Here is a 21184-nt window from a genome sequence, read left to right as displayed (position 1 = left end):
GGCAGTTGCCTGTTCAGATGCGTTTCACGTGAAACATCAATGATGAGAGCACAAGGGTGGCTCGGTTCTACCCGTCAGGCACGGGAGAGGGATGAACTCAGCTTGTTGCCGGGGGAGTGTCGAGCAACCAGTCAGCAAAGGTGGCCAGGTTCTCGAAGACTTTCACATTCGAAGCCGAGATTTCTGGGTGCTTGTCCAGAGTGCGTTTCCCCTTGCCGGTCAGCACTAGGGCCGATTGGCAACCGGCCGCATCGCCCGCCTGGATATCTCTCAGGCTGTCGCCGACCATCCAGCTCCCTTCCAAAGAGGCAAGGTCCAGCATCTGGCGAATCTCGTGGAGCATTCCTGGCAGTGGCTTGCGGCAGTGGCAGCCATCTTTCGGGCCATGCGGGCAGTAGGTGATGCAGGCAATCTTGCCTCCTGCCTCCTCGATCATGGCCACCATGGCTTCATGCATCCTCGCGAGTTCGCCTTCGTCGTAGTAGCCACGCGCGATGCCGGACTGGTTGGTGGCTACGGCGACCGTCCAGCCGGCTTGGGACAAGCGAGCAATTGCCTTGATGGAGGAGGGGTAGGGGATCCACTCATCCAAGGATTTCACATAGTTATCGGAATCCTGGTTGATGACACCGTCTCGATCCAGGATGACGAGTTTGGCAGACATGGGCTGGTAGTACCTCTGGTGGAGGGAGGCATCAGGTAGCGCCATGTTTCACGTGAAACATGGACGCGCCATGACATTGAAGGATGGACCAAGGCCGGCCTTATACGCCGTAAAACTCCCGATACCATTCGACGAAACGAGAGACCCCTTCGTCCACTTTGACCCGTGGACGATAGCCGGTGGCCGTGAAAAACGCTTCGGTATCCGCCCAGGTGCGAGGGACATCGCCTGGCTGCATGGGCTGGAAGTCGCATACGGCCTCACGACCGGTCGCTGTCTCCACGGCACGCACGAAGTCCATCAAAGCGACTGGGCTGCCATGGCCTATGTTGTAGAGCCTGTAGGGCGCGTCACTCGCCTCCGGCGAGGAAGGCAGGGTTTGCCCATCACGCTGGGGCACGATCTCCAGAATACGAACGATGCCCTCGACAATGTCGTCGATATAGGTGAAGTCCCGGTACATCTCGCCATGGTTATAGACCTGTATCGGCCTGCCCTCGAGCACGGCTTGCGTGAACTTGAACATGGCCATGTCGGGACGTCCCCAAGGCCCATACACCGTAAAGAAGCGCAATCCGGTGGTGGGGAGGTCGTAGAGATGAGAATAGGTATGGGCCATCAGCTCGTTGGCTTTCTTGGTGGCTGCATACAGGCTGATGGGATGATCGACGTTATCCGACGTGGCGAAAGGCGTCTTGTCGTTGGCGCCGTATACGGAACTGGAAGACGCATAGACTAGATGCTCGACTCGGCCATGGCGACAGCCTTCCAGTACATTGAGATGTCCCACGAGGTTGGCATCGGCGTAGGCATGAGGGTTCTCGAGCGAATAGCGCACCCCGGGCTGTGCTGCCAGGTGGATGACGCTATCGAAGCCTTCCGTCTCGAACAGGGCGGCCACCGCCTCACGATCGGCCAGATCGAGTCGTTCGAAGCGGATGTTTCCCGACGCGGCGAGATCGTCCAGGCGCGCCTTCTTGAGGGATACGTCGTAGTAGTCGCTGAGGTTGTCGACACCAACGATATCGTATGATGACTGCGTCGAAAGACGCTTGGCGACGGCATGGCCGATGAAGCCGGCCATGCCCGTGATCAGTAGCTTCATGTTGTGACGCATGCTCCTATGCTGGCGCTTCCTGGATGTGACACTGGCATCCGTTTTCGGGGTGAGAAGGGTAGCATTGTACCCTAGCGCTAGCCGCTGACCGAGCATGCTAGAATTTGCTGCTCCATGTCCGACAGGCTCGCCATCGGGGATGTTCCCAATATTCGTCCACTTTCGGAATCACATTCATGAGCCAATCGACAGCCATGCCCAAAAAGCGTTTTGCCTTCGTCATCGGGGATCTCTACGGTGGCGGTGCCGAGAAGTCGCTGCTCTATACCGCCGACCAATTGCGCCAGCGCGGCCACGAGGTCAAGGTGTTCACGCTGCGCGAGCGAATCGAGCATCGCTTGCCGGAGGGCTTGGTGATCGAGAACCTGGCCGTGGTGACACGCTTTACCAAGGCCACCACCACAGTGTTGACCGAGAAGTGGCAGGCGTCTCGAATAAAGCGTGCTTTGAAATCCTGGCAGCCGGATGTCGTGATCTCCTGTTCCTGTGACAGGATCACGCGTCACCTCGACATTTCCAATCTCTATTTCTGGATCAAGTCGGACGTGTCGGCCAAGTTCAGCGACCCGAAGCGGCTCAAGAGAGCCTACGACAAGGTTCGCCGCTTTTATCATGACCGCCAGGTCATCGCCGTCTCTCAGGGTGTGAAGGACAATCTCGAAAAGGTCGTCGGGCTGAAGGCCGAGAAGATCGTGCCCATCTACAATCCTTACGAGCGGGAACCTTTCGTTGCCATGGCCGAGGAGCCGGCGTCCGTTCCCGAGAGCGACTATCTGCTGTGTGTTGCGGCCATCGAGCCTCGCAAGCGCCATGATCGCTTGCTGCGTGCCTATGCGAAAAGCGGTATAACGACACCACTGGCTATCATGGGCAAGGGCAAGCCAGAGCACGAGGAAGTGGTTCGTCGCCAGATCGCATCGCTTGGCCTGGAGGACCGTGTCATCTGGCTGGGCTATCATCGCAATCCCTATCCCTTCATCCGTGAGGCGAAGGCCATGGTCTTGACCTCCGATGCCGAAGGCTTGCCGCGGGTGCTGATCGAGTCGCTGTTGCTGCATACGCCGGTGATCAGCACGGACTGCCCCAGTGGGCCGCGGGAAATCCTAACCCATGAGCTGGCTGACTTTCTCGTCGCCCCGGACGACGAAGACGGCCTCGCCGAAGCCCTCAGGCGCATGGACGAGGTGCCCGTAACCATCGAGCCACGCCACTATCAGCAATTCCTCAAGGAGACGGTGCTGCCTAAGTTCGAAGCCCTCTGACAGGCTCCTGACCTCCTTGTGCGAGTTGCAGGGCAGGGGCGCCAAGGGGAGGGAGCGTTTCATGGTGATGTCGCTCAAAGTGCAACGAGCGATCTTCTCATTCACGGGAACAGTACGGGCGAATCTTCTCGAGTCAGGATTGAGCGCTAGTTTCGGGCAAGGTTTGCAAACACAGCATCTAACGAAAGGCGCGGTAAACGATCCACATGCGTAACCACCAGCCCACTGTTGCTATCGTCATCCCCTGTTTTAATCGATGGCCCCGCGTCTGCGAGGCCATCGATTCCGTGCTTTCGCAAACCTGGCTCAACACGCACTGCATTGTCGTCGATGATGTCTCCACCGATGGTAGTTATGCGCAGCTGGAAGAGCACTATAGGGCAGAGCCCCGGGTATCGCTTCACCAGTTGGCGAGCAACCAGGGACAGTCGGCTGCGAGGAATCATGGCGTAGCGCTCAGCGATGCAGCCTATGTCGGCTTCCTGGATTCCGATGATCTTCTCGTCGAGTCTGCCGTGGCCAATCGAATGCAGGTGGCCCAGGATGACCCCGACTTCGAGGGACTCATCTTCAGCGATCCGATTGATACCGTTACCCACCGCTCCCTTCTTCCCGGAAAGAAGGAATATTCAGCCCCGCTTACCCTCAGCGAATACATTGACGACATGGGATGGCTGCATACGAACAGCTTTCTCATGAAGCGCAGTGCCTTCACGGTGTCAGGCGGGTTCAACGAGGAGCTGCGCAAGAAGGAAGACGTTGAGTTTTTCCTGAGGGCGCTGGCAAGAGAAGACGGACGCTATGCCACGGGGCCGTGCTGTATGGTTCGAGACGTGGAGGAACAGCGCGCTCGGCACGATCATGAACGAATCATTCGTCAGGGGGAACGCTTCATCGAAGCCGTCAAGATGAATCCGATTCTGATGAATAGGCTGACACAGGAGCAGGCCAAGAAGCTGTTGGAGGCGGATACAAGGTCGGTGCTCCAGTCGCTTTACCGCATGAAGCAGGGCAAAAGGTTTCGTAGCACATTGCGAGATGCCATCGTCAATGGAAAGCTGAAACTGGATGCACGGCTGTTGAAGCGCTACTTGCTCTCTTTTCTCAGGTAACCGCGGCGGGGCAGCGCACTCTCGATCCGGTTGGTGACCCAGAGAGAGATGTTTCACGTGAAACAATACGGGCACGTGTCGTGAAGGGGGAGGCGCGTGGCCGAGTAACGTCCAGAACGAGAAGGGGCCTGTTTCACGTGAAACAGGCCCCTTTGCCGTTTACCGGACTTTCACGGTGAATCGCCCGGTCAGTGCTGTAGTTCCGCGATATCCGCAACCTCGAGGAACAAGGCCTGAAGATTGGCCAGCAGGGCCAGGCGGTTACGTTTTACCGCTTCATCATCGGCCATGACCATCACTTGATCGAAAAAGCAATCCACGGGCTCACGCAGACCGGCGAGGACATCCAGAGCATCGCTGTAGCGGGCTTCAGCGAAAAGCGGGGCCACCTTCTCCCGGCAGTGGGACAGTGCCTCGGCGAGTTCACGCTCGGCTTCCTCGGCAAGCAGAGAGGCATCGATCTCGAGGGACGTCTCGACATCCTGCTTGGCGAGGATGTTGGAAACCCGCTTGTTGGCGGCGGCCAGGGCGGCGGCTTCCTCGCGACTGGCGAACGTGTGCACGGCTTGCAGGCGACGAGCAAAATCCAGAGGCTTGGTTACCGGGCGGGCGCGTACGGCGAGGTAGACCTCAGCCTCGATGCCTTCATCGCGGCCCCAGGCCCGGAAACGATCCAGCATATAGGCCAGGACCTCGTCGACCAGACCCTCGGAATAGGGCAGCTCCTGATGCTGGGCAGCGGCCAGTTCGAGGAGCTCGCGAAGGTCCAGATCCAGCTCGCCCTTGATCAGGATGTTGAGTACCCCGATGGAGGCACGACGCAGGGCAAAGGGGTCCTTGGTGCCGCTGGGCCGTTGGCCGATGCCGAAGATGCCGGTCAGGGTGTCCAGACGGTCCGCGAGGGCCAGGGCCAGACCGGTACGCGTGCTGGGTACCTCGTCACCGGCAAAGCGCGGCAGATACTGCTCCTCCAGAGCATGGGCCACCTCGGCAGCCTCGCCATCGTGGGTAGCGTAGTAGCGTCCCATGGTGCCCTGGAGTTCGGGGAATTCCTGCACCATCTCGGTCACGAGATCACACTTGGCCAGTTCGCTGGCGCGCCGGGCATAGGCCACGTCGCCATCGATGCGACCGGCGATGAAGGCCGCCACGGCCGCGCTGCGGTGGGCCTTGTCGGCCAGGGTGCCGAGCTGCTGCTGGAAGACGACGCTGGCTAGCTCCGCCGTGCGCTCGGCCAGCGGACGCTGCCGGTCGGTATCGTAGAAGAAGGCCGCGTCGGCCAGGCGCGGCCGAATGACTTTTTCGTTGCCCTGAATGACCAGGTCGGGCGCCTGGCTGTCGATATTGGCGATGGTGATGAACTGGGGCCTGAGCTGGCCGTCGTCATCCAGCAGGTGGAAGTATTTCTGGTTGGCCTTCATCGAGGAGATGAGACACTCGGCGGGGACTTCCAGGAAGCGTTCGTCGAAGCTGCCGGTCAGCGCGACAGGCCACTCGACCAGGCCACTGACTTCGGTCAACAGTTCCTCGTCGATCACCGCGGTGGCGGCCTGGACTTCGGCTTCGGCGAGGACCTGTTCACGAATGCGTTCGCGACGTTGCTCGCGATCTGCCAGCACCCAGGCGTTCTCCATGGCGCTCAGATAGTCGTCGGCGTGACCGAGCTCGATGGGATCCGGCGCGTGAAAACGATGCCCACGGGTGGTGCGGCCAGCCTGGAGTCCCAGGGCGGAGGCATCGACGACGTGTTCACCGAAGAGCATGACGAGCCAGTGAGCGGGGCGAGAGAACTCGACTCTCGAGGCGCCCCAGCGCATGTTCTTGGGCACCGGCAGGGAGGCGATGGATTTCTCGACGATGGCAGGCAGCAGGGTCGTGGTTGCCTCTCCCGGCTGCCGTTCGCGATAGCCCAGCCAGGTTCCCTTGTCCGTTTCGAGATGGATCAGCGACTCGACGCTGACGCCACAGGAGCGGGCGAAGCCCTCGGCGGCCTTGGTCGGCTCGCCGTCCTTGAAGGCGGCAGCCAAGGAGGGGCCGCGGCGTTCGACTTCGCGATCCGGTTGCTTGTCGGCCAGCGAGGCGACCTGAACGGCCAGGCGCCGCGGACTGGCATAGGCCCGAATGTCGCCATGTTCGATATCGGCATCGTCCAGGCCTTGTCGAATCCCGTCGGCCAGGGCGTCGGACAGGGTGTCGATCGCGCCTGGCGGGAGTTCCTCGACGCCCAGTTCGAGCAGAAAGGTATCGGCAGCCATCTCAAGCGTCTCCCTGTTCGGCAGGCGACTCGTTCGCCAGCAGTTCTTGGCGCAGGGCCTCGGAAGCCAGCGGGAAGCCGGCGGCCTTGCGAGATTCATAGTAGGCATGGGCCACGTTGCGGGCCATGGTGCGTACGCGGAGGATGTAGCGCTGCCGCTCGGTCACGGAAATGGCATGCCGGGCATCGAGCAGGTTGAAGGTATGCGATGCCTTCAGGGTCTGCTCATAGGCGGGCAGGGGCAGGCTGGCGTCGAGCAGCTTGGCGCACTCGCGCTCCTGATGATCGAACGCCTCGAAGAGGGCCGGAACGTCGGCATGCTCGAAATTGTAGGCGGACTGCTCGCGCTCGTTCTGCAGGAAGACATCCCCGTAGGTGACCTTGGTGCCGTCCGGCGCGACCGTCCACACCAGGTCGTAGACACTGTCGACGTCCTGTACGTACATGGCGATACGTTCGAGGCCATAGGTCAGCTCGCCGGTAACGGGGTAGCACTCCAGCCCGCCGGCCTGCTGGAAGTAGGTGAACTGCGTCACCTCCATGCCGTTGAGCCAGACCTCCCAGCCAAGCCCCCAGGCGCCCAGGGTAGGGGACTCCCAGTTGTCTTCGACGAAGCGGATGTCATGGACCAGGGGATCGATGCCGAGACATTTCAGGGAGCCAAGATAGAGGTCCTGCAGGTCCGCCGGAGAAGGCTTCATGACCACCTGGAACTGATAGTAATGCTGCAGGCGGTTGGGATTCTCTCCATAGCGACCATCGGTAGGCCGACGGGACGGCTGCACGTAGGCGGCGTTCCAGGTCTCGGGGCCGATGGAGCGCAGGAAGGTGGCCGTATGGAAGGTCCCGGCCCCGACCTCCATGTCCAGGGGCTGGAGAACCACGCAGCCCTGTTCGGCCCAGTACTGCTGCAGGGCCAGTATCAGGCCCTGAAAGGTTGTCACGTCTGGCGTCGACTGTGTCATTGCGAAAGCACCGTTGGCCATGAATTCACGAGCCGTCAAGTATACAATCACAGGCAGATCGGTTATAGGCGCAGGCCCGGAGTAAGAGGAATCCCATGATCGTAGTGACAGGCGGAGCCGGCTTCATCGGCTCGAATCTGGTCAAGGCTCTCAATGAACGAGGCCATGACGATATCTTGGTGGTCGACGATCTTCGCGACGGCACCAAGTTCATCAATCTCGCCGACTGCACCCTCGGCGACTATCTCGACAAGGACGACTTCCTGTCTCGGGTCAGGGCTGCCCTGCGCGGCGAACAGGCGCATCTGCCGCCCATCGAGGCAATCTTCCACGAAGGGGCATGTTCCGATACCACGGAGTGGGATGGCCGCTTCATGCTCGAGAACAACTTCGAGTATTCCAAGGAGCTGCTGAATTTCTGCCAGCTCAAGGGGATTCCCTTCCTGTATGCGTCCTCCGCCGCGACCTATGGTGGTAGCGAGGTGTTTCGGGAAGACCCCGAGCACGAGAAGCCGCTGAACGTCTATGGCTACTCCAAGCTGCTCTTCGACCAGTACGTCCGTGCTCGGCATCACGAGTTCGAGAGCCAGGTAGTGGGCTTTCGCTACTTCAATGTCTATGGTCCCCGGGAGCAGCACAAGGGCAAGATGGCCAGCGTGGCCTATCACCATCACACCCAGATCAGCAGCGGCGAGAACCTGAAACTGTTCGGTGCCTGGGATGGCTACGAAGCGGGCATGCAGAGTCGAGACTTCATCTACGTGGGCGACGTGGTGGACGTCAACCTGTGGTTCCTCGACAACCCCAAGGCCTCGGGCATCTTCAACCTGGGAACCGGGCGAGCTGAACCCTTCAAGGCCATCGGCGATGCCGTGATCGACTATTATGGCCGCGGTCGCATCGAATACATCGATTTTCCCGAGAACCTCAAGGGGCGTTACCAGAGCTATACGCGGGCTGACATCGAACGGCTGCGCGAGGCCGGCTACGACCGTGAGTTCCGCACCGTTGCCGAGGGGGTGCGAGCCTATCTGGAGTGGCTGAATGCCTGAGGCCGCTTCCGGGGAGCGCATCCTGGTCGTGGGCCCGTCCTGGGTCGGCGACATGGTCATGGCGCAGAGCCTGTTCAAGACCCTCAAGACAAGGCAGCCAGGCGCCTACATTGGCGTTGTGGCACCGGCCTGGTCGCGCCCGATACTCGAACGCATGGAGGAGGTCGATGAAGTGGCTCCGCTGGAGGTCGGGCATGGCGAGTTCGGCTGGGCGACACGACGTCGACTGGCTGGAGAGCTGCGTGGCCGCTTCGACCGGGCCCTTGTCCTGCCGCGCTCGTGGAAATCGGCACTGGTCCCGTTTCTGGCGCGTATTCCTCATCGCACCGGCTTTACCGGCGAACAACGCTATGGCCTGCTCAATGATCGACGCCGACTCGACAAGTCGGTGCTCGACCAGACCGTCAAGCGCTTCGTGGCACTCGGCCTGTCGGCCGACGAGGCAGAACGGGGCGATTTCATGTTGCCCAGGCCGGAGCTGCGTCGTGATACAGCGAACCTGGAACGACTGCGCGAAACGCTTGGCCTGAGTACGCGCCCGGCCATCGCCATGATGCCGGGAGCCGAGTACGGGCCGGCCAAGCAGTGGCCCTTGCCTTACTTCCGTGAACTGGCCGAAGCGCTGGTGGCCAGGGGCCATGAGGTTCGCGTTTTGGGGGGCCCCAAGGATGCTGCGGCTGGCGACAGGATCGCCGAGGGGCTCGAGGGGGTGCATAATCTCTGCGGTCGGACTCGCCTGGGTGATGCCGTGGACCTGCTCGCGGATTGTCGGCAGGCGGTTACCAATGATTCCGGGCTGATGCATGTGGCAGCGGCCTCGGGCACTCGGGTCCAGGCGATCTATGGTTCTTCTTCACCCGCCTACACGCCACCGCTGACCGATGATGCCGAGATCCATTACCTGGCACTGGAATGCTCGCCCTGCTTCGAGCGTACCTGCCCACTGGGACACACCAACTGCCTGAATCACTTGCCCCCGGAGCGTTTGCTGCGCGCCATTTGCGACTAGTCCTGCTCTCGGCGGCCTTGATGCGGGGTTGCGGGTTTCACTCCGCCGCTTCCGCCGCCGGCCCCTCGGGGAGTCGCCAGGGCGACGTCCGCGATGCGTCATCCGGGGCCATGCCCTCGATGTCGAGCCCTTGCCAGAGGCGCTCGTGAAGCGCGGTTTCTCGCCTGAGCTGGTCGTTGAGAACCTTCAAGCCATGCTGTTCGATCAGGGTCGGTTCGTCCGAGAGCAGCGACACGCCCAGCCCGGCGCGATGCCAGTCGATGACGAATCCCATGGCCTCGAGCACCGTGGGCAGGATATCCATGGTCGAGGCTTCGACCTTCATGCGTCGCGGCACGAGATCGTTGCCGAGCAGCATGAAGGTGTTGCTGCGCGGGCCGGCAGTCAACTGCTCCCAGGCCGAGACGCGCATCGATAGGTGATCGCTGGCGATGACCACCAGCGTATCCTTCAGGAGTCCCTCGCCGGCGAGGCGTGTCACCAGCTCGTGCACCATGCGGGCGGAGCACTCGACACTGTAGAGAATATCCGTGCCATCGAATTCGCCCTGGTGCTTGCGACATGCAGCAGGCGGGTAGCCGTATGGCGGGTGCGTGGCCAGGCTCAGGTTGACCAGTCCCCAGGGGCCATCCGTCTCTTCCAGGCGTCGAATCTCCTCGACGGTCAGAGAGTATAGGTCGTCGTCGTAGAGGCCCCAGCTGTTCAAGTCGTCTGGATCGTCCAGCCTGGGTGCGAGATCGTCGCGCCCCAGGACTCGCGAGAAACCATGCCCCTCGTAGAACTTGCCCTTGCCAGCGAAGCGCTTGCTGGCGCCTCCCATGTAGGTCAGAGAATAGCCTTGCTCGGCGAGCAGGTCGCCCAGGCAGGAAACCCCGGGTACGACCTGCTCGAGTGGCTCCAGTTGGCTGTCGTGGAGCAGCCCCGCTGGCATCAACGGAACCCCGCACTGGCTGGCGATCATGCCGGCCATGGTCCAGCCGGTATTGTCGATCTGGCGAACGCCCTCGAACACCACACCCTGATCGCCCAGGGCACCGAGCGGTGCATAGACATCGCCGAAGCGCTCGTGATCGGCGTAGGTACGCTCCAGGCTCTCTAGATAGATGACCAGCAGGTTGGGTGGAGAGGATGGTTTCTCGAGAATCACCGGCGAGACGTAACGCTGTTCGAGCCAGGCGCCTTCCTCGGCGACGATGGCCGCGCTGCGTTGGCCGATGTTGTAGAGCAGCGGGTTGGTGACCAGCAAGGCCAGGGCCAGCCAGCGTTCCAGCCTTCGCCAACGGTGGTCGTGACGGATCAACCAGGTGAAGGCCGCCAGGATCGGGAACATGGCCAGCGTGTAGAGCACGGCGACGATGGTACGTTCACCGCCGCCGTGCTCGCTGATGCCGGCCTGCAGATGGAAGAACACCGCACCGAGGTCGACGATACCGAAGCTGTCGGCGAGATAGACATAGATGCCCCAGAAAATGAGCGGTACGAGCGACCATGGCCAGCCACGTGCCGGCGCCTGGCGTGATGGGGCACCCCAGCGCAGGGCATGTGCCAGTAGCAGCCAGCCGGCAGCGATGGGCGGCAGCATCCAGTACGGCAGCCGGGTGACCGTCACGGCGGCATGGCCCAGGGCCAGGCCGAGGGTCAGCAGTGCCCACCAGCGGGGTTCCCGCAATCCCTCAGGCAGGGGGCGTTCAAGCATCATCGGGGGTCGCGCGTTCGTTCTCGTAGAGTTCGTTCAGCTTGGCATACTTCATGTAAGCGTGAAACGCCGTGGTCATGGCGACCGTGAAACCGTCCGGGCCCTGGAATATCCCCCCCTTGAGGATCAGCTTGCGCAGGGTGGCGCTGGCCGCGTGGAGCACGGGGCGATACCGCGAGGGGGGCTTGCCGCGCTCCTTCATGGCCCAGGCATCGCGGCTGGAGAGCTGGTCGATACGGGTGATCCAGTGGGACAGGTCGCGATAGGTGAAGTGGCGGATGTGCACGTCGAGATCGACCACCGAGGGTGCCTGGACCGAGGAATGCGCCTTCTTGGGCAAATAACCCGAGGTGGTGCGGTTGTACAGTCGTGTGACCGGATCGGGATAGAAGCCTGCCGCACGGATCCAGTGGTTACCGGCGAAGTTGCGCCGCCTGAAGCGATAAGCCTGCTGGGGATCGTCGAGCGCCAGCGCCTGGATTGCCTGGACCGCATCGTCGTCAAGGCGCTCGTCGGCGTCCAGGGCGAGGATCCAGTCGTGCTGTGCCTGGGGGACGGCGAAGGCCTTCTGGGGGCCGTCACCCAGGTAGGGCTGGTGAATGACCCGGGCGCCGGCATCTTCGGCCAGACACACGGTCTCGTCCGCGCTGCCGGAGTCGACGACGATGACCTCCTCGCAGACGCGTTGCAGTGAGGTGATGCAGTCGACAACGTTGTCCGCCTCGTTGAGCGTGATGATGATACCGGTAATGGAAGTCATGTTGTGCTGGGCTCGCTTGTCGGAGACGACGCCAGGCGTCGGGCGATTTGTTCGGCGGCGGCTTCCAGGTCGATGGCGTGCATGTCGGTTTCACCGGCCTCAGCGGGAGGACGGAAGGCGAGGCGCCGCGTCGCGTCGTTGCAGGTCTGCCAGCGCAGGGGCGTTGCCGAGCGCCGGGCAGGATAAAAGCCGGCAGTGGCACGGTTCAGGCAGCCAGCGATGTGCAATGGGCCGGTGGAGCCGGCGATGAACAGGTCTGCAGCCGCGAGACTCAGGGCGAAGTCGCCGAGGCCGTCGCGTGCCGGCAGCCGATGGGCATCGAGTGCCATGCCTTTCAGGGTCCGGTGCAGAGCGTCGGCATTGTCTTCCTCGCCGGGGCCGGCGGTCAGTATCCATGATGGCGCGCTGTTTTCGTCCAGGCGAGAGGTGACATCTTGCGCCAGTCGCGCATAGGCTTCCGCTGTCAGGTTGACTGCCGAACCACCACTGCCGGCGTGCAGGAATACCCAGGGGCGCTCGGGATCGAGGGCCAGTTCCTCGGCGATGCGGTGGCGCTGAGCGCCTTGCTCTTGCGCGGACAGGGGCCAGTAGGGCGGCGCTGGACGTGTCGGCTTGGGCAGTGCGAGGGCATCCAGCAGGGCCTCCGCCAGTTCCATGTTGTAGACGTACTCGGGTTTCGCCGAGCGGGACCTGCGCTGGGTGATGCGGTGGTTGTAGAATAGTTGAGCCCACTTGGTGGCCGGCGCCAGGCGCAACGGGATACCGGCACGCCAGCCCAGCCAGCCGATGCGAGGCGTGGAGAACAGGGTCAGCAGGGCGTCGACGTCGGCCGCGCGAATTTGGGCCAGCAAGTCTTGCCTGGCTTCTCGCCCGGCGCCGTCGCCCGGATCGACGATGACCTCATCCACCCAGGGGCAGAGCCGCGCCATGGGGGCGGTGTAGCCGGGCACCAGGACACTGACGTGAGGCGTGGGTTCACTGGCCTTCAGGCAAGCCAGGGCCGGCCAGGCAAGCATGAAGTCGCCGAGCTTGTCGTTGCGTACGACCAGCAGGCGAGGCGGCTGTTGGTGCGAAAAATGTGTCATCGGGACCCCCGAACCCCGATACCGCGAACGGAGGACGCCTTGAAACCCAAGGTCATGCAGATCTGCCTTTCCGACGGCTGGGGTGGACTCGAAATGTATCCGGCTCGGATTATACCTGAGCTGGCTCGGCAGGGGTGGGAGGCTCATGGCCTGGCCCTCGAAGGCTCACGTGTCGCCTCGAGCCTCATGGCGGCTGGTGTCCACCCCTTGACGTTCGTTTCCCGAGAGCAGGCGCTGTGGCGAGTCCGGCGCATCCTGACCTACTTGAGGGCCCATGATATCGGGGTGCTGCATTGTCACAAGTCCAGCGATCTTCGGCTGGGGGCGCTGCTCGTCAGTCTACGTCCGGAACTCAAGCTTGTCTTCACCGACCACATGGGCGTTACCCGACCCAAGCGCGATCCTTTTCATCGCTGGAGTTACGGCAAGGTGAGCCGCCTGTTCTCGATCAGCGAGGCAACGCGACGGCGCAATCTGAAAGCCTTTCCGCTGCCGGCCGAACGGATCCGTCGGCTTTATCTGGGCATCGACCCGGCGCCTTATGCCGATGATCTCGGGGCCAGCGAGAAGGCGGCGCTGCGTGCCGAACTGGGCATACCGGAAGGGGCAGTGGCCATCGGGTTGCCGGGGCGCATTACTCGGGGCAAGGGGCAGGCGCTCTGGGTCGAGGCGCTGGGTCGGCTGGCCGAAAGGGGCCCTGGCCAGGCTTGGCAGGGAGTGCTGATCGGCGGGCTCGCGGCGGATGAGGGAAGCGACGAAGCGGTCGTTGCCGAGCTGCGCGAGCGCGTTGGCGAGCTGGGGCTCGCGTCGCGAGTGAGCTTCGTCGGTTTCCGCTCCGACCTGCCGTCTTGCCTGAAGGCGCTGGATATCGTCTGCGTGCCGTCGCGCAACGAGGCCTTCGGCCTGACGGTCATCGAAGCTATGGCGGCTGCCCGCCCGGTGGTGGGCTCATCGAGCGGGGCCATTCCCGAACTGATCAACGAGCAGACGGGACGGCTTGCCGACCCCGATGTGCCGGAGGCCTGGGTCACGGCGCTGGTCGAACTCCTGGAGGACGTCCAACTGCGTGAAAGACTCGGGGCGGCCGGTCGGCAGCGCGTTCAGGAGGCATTCACGCTGGCGGGCCATGTGGCGGCCCTGGTCGAGGAATATGCCGGTCAGGAGGGCGCCTCGGAGACATAGCCCTGCCGGACGATATCGATGGCCGAGGGCGCATCGAACTTCGTCAGCGAGCGAGCCAGGCGCTCGAGGTTGGCTTCCCGCCAGCGGCCCGGGGAGCGCAGTCGGCATCGGTCCAGGTCGATCAACCAGACCGTTTCCGAGGCATCGACCAGCAGGTTGCGGGCATTGAGGTCCACATGGTCCAGCCCGGCATCGTGGAAGCGGCGAATGGTGGTGCCGACACGGCGCAGCAAGGCCGCGTCAGCCTCGGGAAGACAGTCGGCCAGGGCACGGGCACCAGGCAATCGGACGGTGATCAGGCCGGCTTCGTAGGCGAGACCGTGGCGGGTCACGCCGGCGGCCACCGGGCGTGGCACGGGCAGGTCGAGCGCATGAAGGTGAGCGGTCAGGCGCATCTCGCGAAAGGCGCGGGAGCGCTCCGCTCCGCACCACAGGTAACGCTCGGTGCTGATTCGGGCGATGAGTCCGCCGCGGCGGTAGGGGCGCAGTACCCACTGCTCGTCGCCAACCTGAAGAAACAGGCTGGCGCCGCGCCCCGGTGCTTCGCCGATGACGGTGCCCGTCTGGCGCCAGTACCCGGGATCGAAGAGATGCGGCCCGATTTGTGGCGTCCCGCAGGCGTCACATAAACTGTCCGCATCATATAGAATGCTTACCTTTCCTGTTCGATACGTTGCCAATCGCATGAAGCATCCTCTGCCCGCCCGACCCGAGCACATCGGTGTGCTGCGTCTCTCCGCCCTGGGCGATGTCTGCAACCTGGTACCGACGGTTCGCGCTCTGCAACGCCAATGGCCCGAGGCGCGCATCACCTGGATCATCGGCAAGGGCGAGCACAGTCTACTGGCCGGGCTTTCCGGGGTCGAGTTCATCGTCTACGACAAGTCCTCCGGGCTTTCGGGCATGCGTGAGCTCTGGCGGCGCCTCGCTGATACCCGCTTCGATGTGTTGCTGCACATGCAGCAGGCACTGCGCGCCAGCGTGCTGTCGCTGGGGCTCAAGGCGGACCTGCGCATCGGTTATGACAAGGCACGTGCCAAGGATGCCCAGCACTGGTTTACCCATCGCCAGCTTGCGCCTCACCCGCGCGCCCATGTCCTGGAGTCCTTTCTCGACTTCGCCCGCCTGATGGGGGTCGAGGACCTTTCGCTGGACTGGTCGCTACCCGTGCCCGAAAGTGCCCGCCGGGAAGCCGCCGGTTTCACGTCGGGCAGCCCCTACCTGCTGATGAGCCCATGTGCCAACCCGCGCCTGCGCAACTTTCGCAACTGGTCTGCCGAAGGCTACGCGACGGTAGTCGAGCATGCCTGGGTGCAGCACGGCCTGAAGACGGTATTGACCGGTGGCGGCAGTACCCAGGAGCGCGAGATGGGGCAGCGCATCGCGGCGCAGGCCCAGCCCGGCGCGGTCATCGATGCGATCGGGGAGTCCTCGCTCAAGGGTTTGCTGGCACTGATCGATGGAGCGCGGGCGGTGATCGCGCCGGATTCGGGGCCGGTGCACATGGCCAATGCCATGGGTACACCTACCGTCGGCCTGTTCGCCACCACCAATCCTGAGCGCGCAGGGCCCTATCGCTGGCAGGATTTCGTGGTCAATCGCTATCCCGAGGCGGTGCGCACCTACTTGCACAAGGATCCTGACACCCTGTCCTGGGGGCAGCGTGTCCGTCATCCCGACGCCATGTCGCTGATACGTGCCGATGACGTGATCGATCGACTCGAGGCATTGCTGGCCATGCCCGCGCCTCGCAAGCAAACGGAGTTCCCTGATGAAACTTGACCTGACCGCTCTGGAGCGCTCGCGCCTGCTGGTGGTGGGCGACGTCATGCTCGATCGCTACCTGCATGGCGGCACGTCACGCATCTCTCCCGAGGCCCCGGTGCCCGTGGTCAGGGTCGAGGAGGATGAGGATCGCCCCGGGGGCGCTGCCAACGTGGCGCTCAATATCGCCTCGCTCGGTGCCCGGGCCGCCCTGGCCGGCCTGGTCGGCGATGATGACAATGCTGACCGGCTGATGCATCGTCTCGAAGATGCCGGTGTAAGCACTCACTTCTCTCGTAGTCCCGATATACCGACCATTACCAAGCTGAGGGTGATGAGCCGCAACCAACAGTTGATCCGGCTCGATTTCGAGGAAGGGTTGGGCAAGGTCGACACCCATGGGCTGTCGGTACAGGTGGAAGAGGCGCTGCCCGAGGCCGACCTGGTGATCCTTTCCGACTATGGCAAGGGCACTCTGAGCGATGTTGCTGCCCTGATCGCCCGTGTGCGCGCTGCCGGCAAGCGGGTGCTGGTCGACCCCAAGGGCAGTGATTTCAGCAAGTACCGGGGAGCCAGCGTGATCACGCCCAACCTGGCCGAGTTCGAGACGGTGATGGGCCCTTGCCCCGATGATGCCACGCTGGCGGCTCGCGGTGAGGCACTGCGCGCCGAGCTGGAGCTCGAGGCATTGTTGATCACGCGCAGCGAGAAGGGCATGACCCTGATCCGCGAGGGGTTCGAACCGCTTCACCTGCCGACCCGGGCCCGGGAGGTCTTCGATGTGACCGGCGCCGGCGATACCGTGATCGGCGTGCTGGGGCTGGCGCTGGCGGCCGGTCATGGCTTCCCCGAGGCCATGACGCTCGCCAACCTGGCCGCCGGTCTGGTGGTGGCCAAGCCCGGTACCGCGACGCTGTCCATCGCCGAGCTCTACACGGCGCTTCACGGTGACAAGCTGGCCGAATTCGGTGTCATCGACGAGGCGCCATTGTGCGATGCGGTACGTGCCGCCCAGGCCAGGGGCGAGCGCGTGGTGATGACCAATGGCTGCTTCGACATCCTGCATGCCGGCCATGTGGCCTACCTTGAGCATGCCCGCCAGTTGGGCGACCGGCTGGTCGTGGCGGTCAATGACGACGCCTCCATCGCACGCCTCAAGGGCGCGTCCAGGCCGATCAACCCCCTGGCGCGACGCATGCAGGTGCTGGCCGGCCTGGGCGCCGTCGACTGGGTTGTGCCCTTCGCCGAGGATACCCCGCAGCGGTTGATCGAGGCGGTGTTGCCCGATGTGCTGGTCAAGGGCGGCGACTACCGCCCCGAGCAGATTGCCGGGGGCGAGGCGGTGCGTGCCGCCGGGGGAGAGGTGAAGGTGCTGGGCTTCGAGGACGGCGTCTCCACGACCGCGATGATTTCCACCATCCTCGATCGGGAACGCTGATGGCCGGCGGCCACCCCTGGGCGCGCCGGCTCTATTCCGCCGCCTTGCTGGCGCTGGCACCGTTGCTCTGGTGGCGCGTATGGCGCGAGCACCGTGCCGGTCGTTCCCGGGGCGAGCGGCTTGGCTGGATTCCTGCCTCGTCAGCCGCCGAGCGTCCGCTGTGGCTGCATTGTGCCTCGGTCGGCGAGGTCCAGGCCACATGGCCGCTGATCGAGGCCTTGCGCCACCGCTATCCGCAGCGCCGTCTGGTGATCACCACCATGACGGCCACCGGTGCCGAACGTGCCGTGGCGCTGGCGGAAAAGCTCCGCCACGCGGGCGATGGCGCCGAAGTGAGTCATTACTTCCTGCCGCTGGATTTTCCCTGTGCCGCACGGCGTTTCGTCACTCGCCTGCGCCCAGGACTGGCGATCTTCTTCGAGACCGAACTCTGGCCCAATCTGCTGGCCGCTTGTTCGCGGCGTGGCGTGCCCGTTGCCGTGGTCAACGGGCGGCTATCGACGCGCGCCTTTCGTACGTATCGACGCCTTCCCCGCCTGATGCGAGAGGCGTTGTCCCATGTCACTTGGCTGGGTGCCAAGTCATCCCAGGACGCCGAACGCTTCGAGGCGCTCGGCATGGCGGCGCAGGCCACCACGATAACCGGCTCGTTGAAGTTCGATATTGCCTTGAATGACGAGGCCTTCGATGTGAGTGAGCGCTTGCGCACCATGCTGGGTGAGCGCCCGGTCTGGGTCGCTGGCTCTACGCACTCGGGTGAGGACGAGGTACTGCTGGCGACTCACGCCAGGGTGCGCGAGACATTGCCCGAGGCGTTGCTGATTCTGGTGCCGCGCCATCCCAGGCGCTTCGAGGCGGTGGCCGAGCTCTGCGCCGAGCACGGGCTGGCCTGTGCTCGACGATCGAAAAGCGAGACGCCGGATGCTGAAACCGCCGTTTATCTGGGCGATACCATGGGCGAGTTGCGCGCTCTTTATGGTGCCGCGGACCTGGCCTTCGTCGGCGGAAGTCTCGTACCGGTAGGAGGGCACAATCTGCTCGAGCCGGCGGCCATGGGTGTGCCGGTACTGACTGGTCCTGAACTGGCCAATTTCGAGGATGTGGCCGAGATGCTGCGTGAGCACGATGCCCTGGTGGAAGTGGCCGATGGGAACGACCTGGGATCGACCCTGACGCGCTTGTTCGGCGAGCCGGCGGAGAGGCGCCGGCTCGCCGAGGCCGGCCGAACGGCGGTCGAGACCAATCGGGGCGCCTTGGTCCGCACCCTGGAAGGCCTGGACGCACTTCTTCCTGAGTGAGTGATCACTTACTCACCTGACGGAGTCAGACGCTCCACGCCCTGATCAGTGCCTAGCAGCAGCACATCGGCGCCCCGGGCGGCGAACAGGCCGTTGGTCACCACGCCGGCAATGCTGTTGAGCCGGGCCTCCATGGCTTCGGGATCGTCGATCATGAATTCATAGCAGTCGAGGATCTGGTTGCCGTTGTCGGTGATCACCCCCTCGCGATAGACCGGATCGGCTCCCAGCCTGACCAGTTCCCGGGCCACATAGGAGCGCGCCATGGGGATCACTTCCACAGGCAGCGGGAAGTTGCCCAGGCGCCCGACGCGCTTGGAGGCGTCGGCGATGCACACGAAACGCTCTGAACAGGCGGCGACGATCTTCTCTCGGGTCAGGGCTGCGCCGCCGCCCTTGATCATGTGGAAGTGAGCGTTCACTTCGTCCGCACCGTCGACATAGACGGGAAGCGTGCCTGTCTCGTTGAGCTCGAAGACATCGATGCCGTGGCCTCGTAGTCGCTCGGCGGTCGCTTCCGAACTGGCCACCGCGCCGCGAAAGTCGCCGCGCAGCGTGGCCAGCTTGTCGATGAAGCGATTGGCGGTAGAGCCGGTGCCTACGCCGATGACGACGTTGCGCCCGAGTAACGGGCGGATCTCGTCGAGGGCGGCGGCGGCCACGGCATCCTTGAGTTCGTCTTGAGTCATGTCCTGCTCGCTGTCCGGTAGGTGGCGAATGCGGCGCCATTATAGGCCATGTCGTCGTCTCGTGCTGGACGCCGTAGCAGGCGGAATGCTACCAATAAGGGTTCCCTTCATGCCGCATCGGGACGCATCGGGTGCCACTGTGGCGCCTGCCGCTCCCGCGGTTCTCATGCGCTACCCCATTGGGATATCAGGATGCTCGAAGCCACCGTCAAGAAAATCCTCCAGGCCCGGGTCTATGAAGCGGCCCGGGAAACGCCGATCTCGCCGGCTCCCCTCCTTTCCCGTCGATTCCACAACCAGATCCTGATCAAGCGCGAGGACCTGCAGCCGGTCCACTCCTTCAAGATTCGCGGCGCCTACAATCGCATGGCCCAGCTCACCGACGAGCAGAAGGCCAAGGGCGTGATCGCCGCCTCAGCAGGCAATCACGCTCAGGGGCTGGCGATGGCCGCCAAGCAGATGGGCGTCAAGGCGGTGATCGTGATGCCGCGCATCACGCCGGATATCAAGGTTCAGGCCGTGCGTGGCTGGGGTGCCAAGGTGGTCCTCAAGGGCGATGCCTTCGCCGCCGCCGCCGCTCATGCTCAGGAATTGATCGAGGAGCACGGCTACACCTATATCCCGCCTTTCGACGATCTCGACGTCATTGCCGGTCAGGGTACCGTTGGCATGGAAATTCTTCGTCAGCAGGCCGGGCCCCTGGATGCCATCTTCGTGCCGGTGGGAGGCGGTGGCTTGATTGCTGGCATCGCGGCCTACGTCAAGTACCTGCGCCCGGAGATCAAGGTGATCGGCGTGGAGTCGGAGGACAGCGCCTGTCTCAAGGCCGCGCTGGAAAGCGGCGAGCGCGTGACGCTCGATCAGGTCGGCGTCTTCGCCGAGGGGGTGGCCGTGGCGCAGATCGGCGAGGCGCCCTTCGCGATCATGCGCGACCTGGTGGACGATGTCATCACGGTCAACACCGACGAGATGTGCGCCGCGGTGAAGGACATCTTCGAGGAGACCCGAGCGGTGTCCGAGACCTCTGGAGCGCTGTCGCTGGCGGGCCTCAAGAAGTACATCCAGTCGACTGGTGCCACCGGGGAGACGCTGGTGTGCATCAACTCCGGTGCCAACACCAATTTCGATCGCCTGCAGCACATCGCCGAGCGTACCGAGCTGGGCGAGCAGCGCGAAGCGATCCTGGCGGTGACCATTCCCGAGCGTCCCGGCAGCTTCAAGAAATTCTGCCGGACCATCGGCAAGCGCATGGTCACCGAGTTCAATTATCGCTATGCCGATCCCGAGCGGGCGCACATTTTCGTCGGTGTTCAGGTCAAGCCGGGCGGCGAGGATCGCCAGGCCGTGATCGACAAGCTGCGCGGTGCCGACTATCCGGTGGAAGACCTCACCGACAACGAGCTGGCCAAACTGCACATCCGACACCTGGGGGGCGGGCGCCCGAAGGAACACTTCGAGGAAGAGGTGTATCGCTTCGAGTTTCCCGAGCGCCCCGGTGCCCTGATGAACTTTTTGACGCATCTCCCTCAGGACTGGAACATTTCATTGTTCCATTACCGCAATCACGGTGCCGCCTATGGGCGCGTGCTGGTGGGCATGCAGGTGCCCAATGGCGATCACAGCCATGTCGAGGGATACTTTGATGAGATCGGGTATCGCTACTGGAAGGAGAGCGATAACCCGGCATATCGCCTCTTCATGGCGTGAATCCCTCCGGTGTGAGCGCTGACTCACTTCCAAGTGCCTGACTGATCGGGCGCGTTTCGCGACTTTCCCGGGCGTGACTGTTGTCATGTCCGGGTCCTTCGGCTACTCTCACAACCCAAAGAGCATCGGC

General features: G+C 63.3%; 18 protein-coding genes. 9 read left to right on the top strand and 9 right to left on the bottom strand.

Translation table 11 applies throughout. The features are described from left to right. Positions 1 to 97: 97 nt before the first annotated feature. Positions 98 to 664: a D-glycero-beta-D-manno-heptose 1,7-bisphosphate 7-phosphatase gene (gene gmhB / locus HSDC_RS10530; RefSeq protein WP_064699902.1), complete on the bottom strand. Its 567-nt coding sequence runs from the start codon at positions 662 to 664 to the stop codon at positions 98 to 100. Positions 665 to 764: 100 nt separating this feature from the next. Beyond that, a complete protein-coding gene (locus HSDC_RS10525; protein WP_064700011.1) occupies positions 765 to 1769 on the bottom strand; it encodes an NAD-dependent epimerase in 1005 nt (334 codons plus the stop codon). 188 nt (positions 1770 to 1957) lie between these two features. Here HSDC_RS10525 and HSDC_RS10520 point away from each other — a divergent pair, with 188 nt between their 5' ends. Together HSDC_RS10520 and HSDC_RS10515 are read left to right on the top strand one after the other, a co-directional pair. After that, positions 1958 to 3043 carry a glycosyltransferase gene (locus HSDC_RS10520; protein WP_082920017.1) on the top strand — a complete coding sequence of 362 codons (1086 nt, stop codon included), beginning with the start codon at positions 1958 to 1960 and terminating at the stop codon, positions 3041 to 3043. A 206-nt stretch (positions 3044 to 3249) separates the two neighbouring features. Continuing rightward, the gene (locus HSDC_RS10515; protein ID WP_064699900.1) at positions 3250 to 4155 is read left to right on the top strand and encodes a glycosyltransferase family 2 protein; all 906 of its coding nucleotides are present in this window, start codon (positions 3250 to 3252) and stop codon (positions 4153 to 4155) included. A gap of 188 nt (positions 4156 to 4343) precedes the next feature. On the opposite strand, the gene glyS is transcribed toward HSDC_RS10515, so the two are convergent. Beyond that, positions 4344 to 6410: a glycine--tRNA ligase subunit beta gene (glyS, locus tag HSDC_RS10510; protein WP_064699899.1), complete on the bottom strand. Its 2067-nt coding sequence runs from the start codon at positions 6408 to 6410 to the stop codon at positions 4344 to 4346. A 1-nt stretch (position 6411) separates the two neighbouring features. Beyond that, a complete protein-coding gene (gene glyQ / locus HSDC_RS10505) occupies positions 6412 to 7374 on the bottom strand; it encodes a glycine--tRNA ligase subunit alpha (protein ID WP_064700010.1) in 963 nt (320 codons plus the stop codon). A gap of 95 nt (positions 7375 to 7469) precedes the next feature. On the opposite strand from glyQ, the gene rfaD reads away from it, so the two are divergent. Both rfaD and waaF read left to right on the top strand, forming a co-directional pair. Next, a complete protein-coding gene (gene rfaD / locus HSDC_RS10500) occupies positions 7470 to 8426 on the top strand; it encodes an ADP-glyceromanno-heptose 6-epimerase (protein ID WP_064699898.1) in 957 nt (318 codons plus the stop codon). Next, positions 8419 to 9435: a lipopolysaccharide heptosyltransferase II gene (waaF, locus tag HSDC_RS10495; RefSeq protein ID WP_064699897.1), complete on the top strand. Its 1017-nt coding sequence runs from the start codon at positions 8419 to 8421 to the stop codon at positions 9433 to 9435. Before rfaD ends, waaF begins: the two co-directional genes overlap by 8 nt. Before the next feature lie 37 nt (positions 9436 to 9472). Here the strand turns inward: waaF and HSDC_RS10490 are convergent, their stop codons facing one another. Genes HSDC_RS10490 through HSDC_RS10480 form a run of 3 tightly spaced genes read right to left on the bottom strand, consistent with a single transcriptional unit; the run spans position 9473 to position 12976 of the window. Next, on the bottom strand, positions 9473 to 11134 hold the full coding sequence (locus tag HSDC_RS10490; RefSeq protein ID WP_064699896.1) for a sulfatase-like hydrolase/transferase: 1662 nt from the start codon (positions 11132 to 11134) through the stop codon (positions 9473 to 9475). Continuing rightward, positions 11124 to 11891, bottom strand: a complete 768-nt coding sequence (locus HSDC_RS10485; RefSeq protein WP_064699895.1) for a glycosyltransferase family 2 protein — start codon at positions 11889 to 11891, stop codon at positions 11124 to 11126. The genes HSDC_RS10490 and HSDC_RS10485 overlap by 11 nt, the downstream gene beginning before the upstream one ends. Beyond that, positions 11888 to 12976: a glycosyltransferase family 9 protein gene (locus tag HSDC_RS10480; protein WP_064699894.1), complete on the bottom strand. Its 1089-nt coding sequence runs from the start codon at positions 12974 to 12976 to the stop codon at positions 11888 to 11890. Before HSDC_RS10480 ends, HSDC_RS10485 begins: the two co-directional genes overlap by 4 nt. Before the next feature lie 39 nt (positions 12977 to 13015). Here HSDC_RS10480 and HSDC_RS10475 point away from each other — a divergent pair, with 39 nt between their 5' ends. Then, positions 13016 to 14158 (top strand): glycosyltransferase family 4 protein, encoded by a 1143-nt coding sequence (locus HSDC_RS10475; RefSeq protein ID WP_244534482.1) that lies wholly within the window; start codon positions 13016 to 13018, stop codon positions 14156 to 14158. On the opposite strand, the gene HSDC_RS10470 is transcribed toward HSDC_RS10475, so the two are convergent. Continuing rightward, complete coding sequence (locus HSDC_RS10470; protein ID WP_064699893.1) at positions 14134 to 14844, bottom strand: 3-deoxy-D-manno-octulosonic acid kinase; 711 nt, start codon at positions 14842 to 14844, stop codon at positions 14134 to 14136. The genes HSDC_RS10475 and HSDC_RS10470 overlap by 25 nt on opposite strands. Between HSDC_RS10470 and HSDC_RS10465 the strand changes: the two genes are divergently transcribed. Genes HSDC_RS10465 through waaA form a run of 3 tightly spaced genes read left to right on the top strand, consistent with a single transcriptional unit; the run spans position 14843 to position 18658 of the window. Next, on the top strand, positions 14843 to 15940 hold the full coding sequence (locus HSDC_RS10465) for a glycosyltransferase family 9 protein (RefSeq protein WP_064699892.1): 1098 nt from the start codon (positions 14843 to 14845) through the stop codon (positions 15938 to 15940). The genes HSDC_RS10470 and HSDC_RS10465 overlap by 2 nt on opposite strands. Continuing rightward, positions 15930 to 17360, top strand: a complete 1431-nt coding sequence (gene hldE / locus HSDC_RS10460) for a bifunctional D-glycero-beta-D-manno-heptose-7-phosphate kinase/D-glycero-beta-D-manno-heptose 1-phosphate adenylyltransferase HldE (protein WP_064699891.1) — start codon at positions 15930 to 15932, stop codon at positions 17358 to 17360. The genes HSDC_RS10465 and hldE overlap by 11 nt, the downstream gene beginning before the upstream one ends. Next, complete coding sequence (waaA, locus tag HSDC_RS10455; RefSeq protein ID WP_064699890.1) at positions 17360 to 18658, top strand: lipid IV(A) 3-deoxy-D-manno-octulosonic acid transferase; 1299 nt, start codon at positions 17360 to 17362, stop codon at positions 18656 to 18658. Before hldE ends, waaA begins: the two co-directional genes overlap by 1 nt. A gap of 8 nt (positions 18659 to 18666) precedes the next feature. Here the strand turns inward: waaA and rpiA are convergent, their stop codons facing one another. After that, the gene (gene rpiA / locus HSDC_RS10450) at positions 18667 to 19347 is read right to left on the bottom strand and encodes a ribose-5-phosphate isomerase RpiA (RefSeq protein WP_064699889.1); all 681 of its coding nucleotides are present in this window, start codon (positions 19345 to 19347) and stop codon (positions 18667 to 18669) included. A 192-nt stretch (positions 19348 to 19539) separates the two neighbouring features. Here rpiA and ilvA point away from each other — a divergent pair, with 192 nt between their 5' ends. Beyond that, positions 19540 to 21054 (top strand): threonine ammonia-lyase, biosynthetic, encoded by a 1515-nt coding sequence (gene ilvA / locus HSDC_RS10445; RefSeq protein ID WP_064699888.1) that lies wholly within the window; start codon positions 19540 to 19542, stop codon positions 21052 to 21054. The last annotated feature ends 130 nt before the right edge of the window (positions 21055 to 21184 follow it).

The organism is Halomonas caseinilytica (assembly GCF_001662285.1).
In the GTDB taxonomy this organism is placed as follows: domain Bacteria; phylum Pseudomonadota; class Gammaproteobacteria; order Pseudomonadales; family Halomonadaceae; genus Halomonas; species Halomonas caseinilytica.
Note: the sequence above shows the minus strand (reverse complement) of the source record. Positions and strands in the feature narration are given on the sequence as shown.

Bases quoted from the DNA above. Each gene is read 5' to 3' on its own strand.
- gmhB (WP_064699902.1), bottom strand. From the start codon at position 664: ATGTCTGCCAAACTCGTCATCCTGGATCGAGACGGTGTCATCAACCAG.
- HSDC_RS10525 (WP_064700011.1), bottom strand. From the start codon at position 1,769: ATGAAGCTACTGATCACGGGCATGGCCGGCTTCATCGGCCATGCCGTC.
- HSDC_RS10520 (WP_082920017.1), top strand. From the start codon at position 1,958: ATGAGCCAATCGACAGCCATGCCCAAAAAGCGTTTTGCCTTCGTCATC.
- HSDC_RS10515 (WP_064699900.1), top strand. From the start codon at position 3,250: ATGCGTAACCACCAGCCCACTGTTGCTATCGTCATCCCCTGTTTTAAT.
- glyS (WP_064699899.1), bottom strand. From the start codon at position 6,410: ATGGCTGCCGATACCTTTCTGCTCGAACTGGGCGTCGAGGAACTCCCG.
- glyQ (WP_064700010.1), bottom strand. From the start codon at position 7,374: ATGACACAGTCGACGCCAGACGTGACAACCTTTCAGGGCCTGATACTG.
- rfaD (WP_064699898.1), top strand. From the start codon at position 7,470: ATGATCGTAGTGACAGGCGGAGCCGGCTTCATCGGCTCGAATCTGGTC.
- waaF (WP_064699897.1), top strand. From the start codon at position 8,419: ATGCCTGAGGCCGCTTCCGGGGAGCGCATCCTGGTCGTGGGCCCGTCC.
- HSDC_RS10490 (WP_064699896.1), bottom strand. From the start codon at position 11,134: ATGATGCTTGAACGCCCCCTGCCTGAGGGATTGCGGGAACCCCGCTGG.
- HSDC_RS10485 (WP_064699895.1), bottom strand. From the start codon at position 11,891: ATGACTTCCATTACCGGTATCATCATCACGCTCAACGAGGCGGACAAC.
- HSDC_RS10480 (WP_064699894.1), bottom strand. From the start codon at position 12,976: ATGACACATTTTTCGCACCAACAGCCGCCTCGCCTGCTGGTCGTACGC.
- HSDC_RS10465 (WP_064699892.1), top strand. From the start codon at position 14,843: ATGAAGCATCCTCTGCCCGCCCGACCCGAGCACATCGGTGTGCTGCGT.
- HSDC_RS10470 (WP_064699893.1), bottom strand. From the start codon at position 14,844: ATGCGATTGGCAACGTATCGAACAGGAAAGGTAAGCATTCTATATGAT.
- hldE (WP_064699891.1), top strand. From the start codon at position 15,930: ATGAAACTTGACCTGACCGCTCTGGAGCGCTCGCGCCTGCTGGTGGTG.
- waaA (WP_064699890.1), top strand. From the start codon at position 17,360: ATGGCCGGCGGCCACCCCTGGGCGCGCCGGCTCTATTCCGCCGCCTTG.
- rpiA (WP_064699889.1), bottom strand. From the start codon at position 19,347: ATGACTCAAGACGAACTCAAGGATGCCGTGGCCGCCGCCGCCCTCGAC.
- ilvA (WP_064699888.1), top strand. From the start codon at position 19,540: ATGCTCGAAGCCACCGTCAAGAAAATCCTCCAGGCCCGGGTCTATGAA.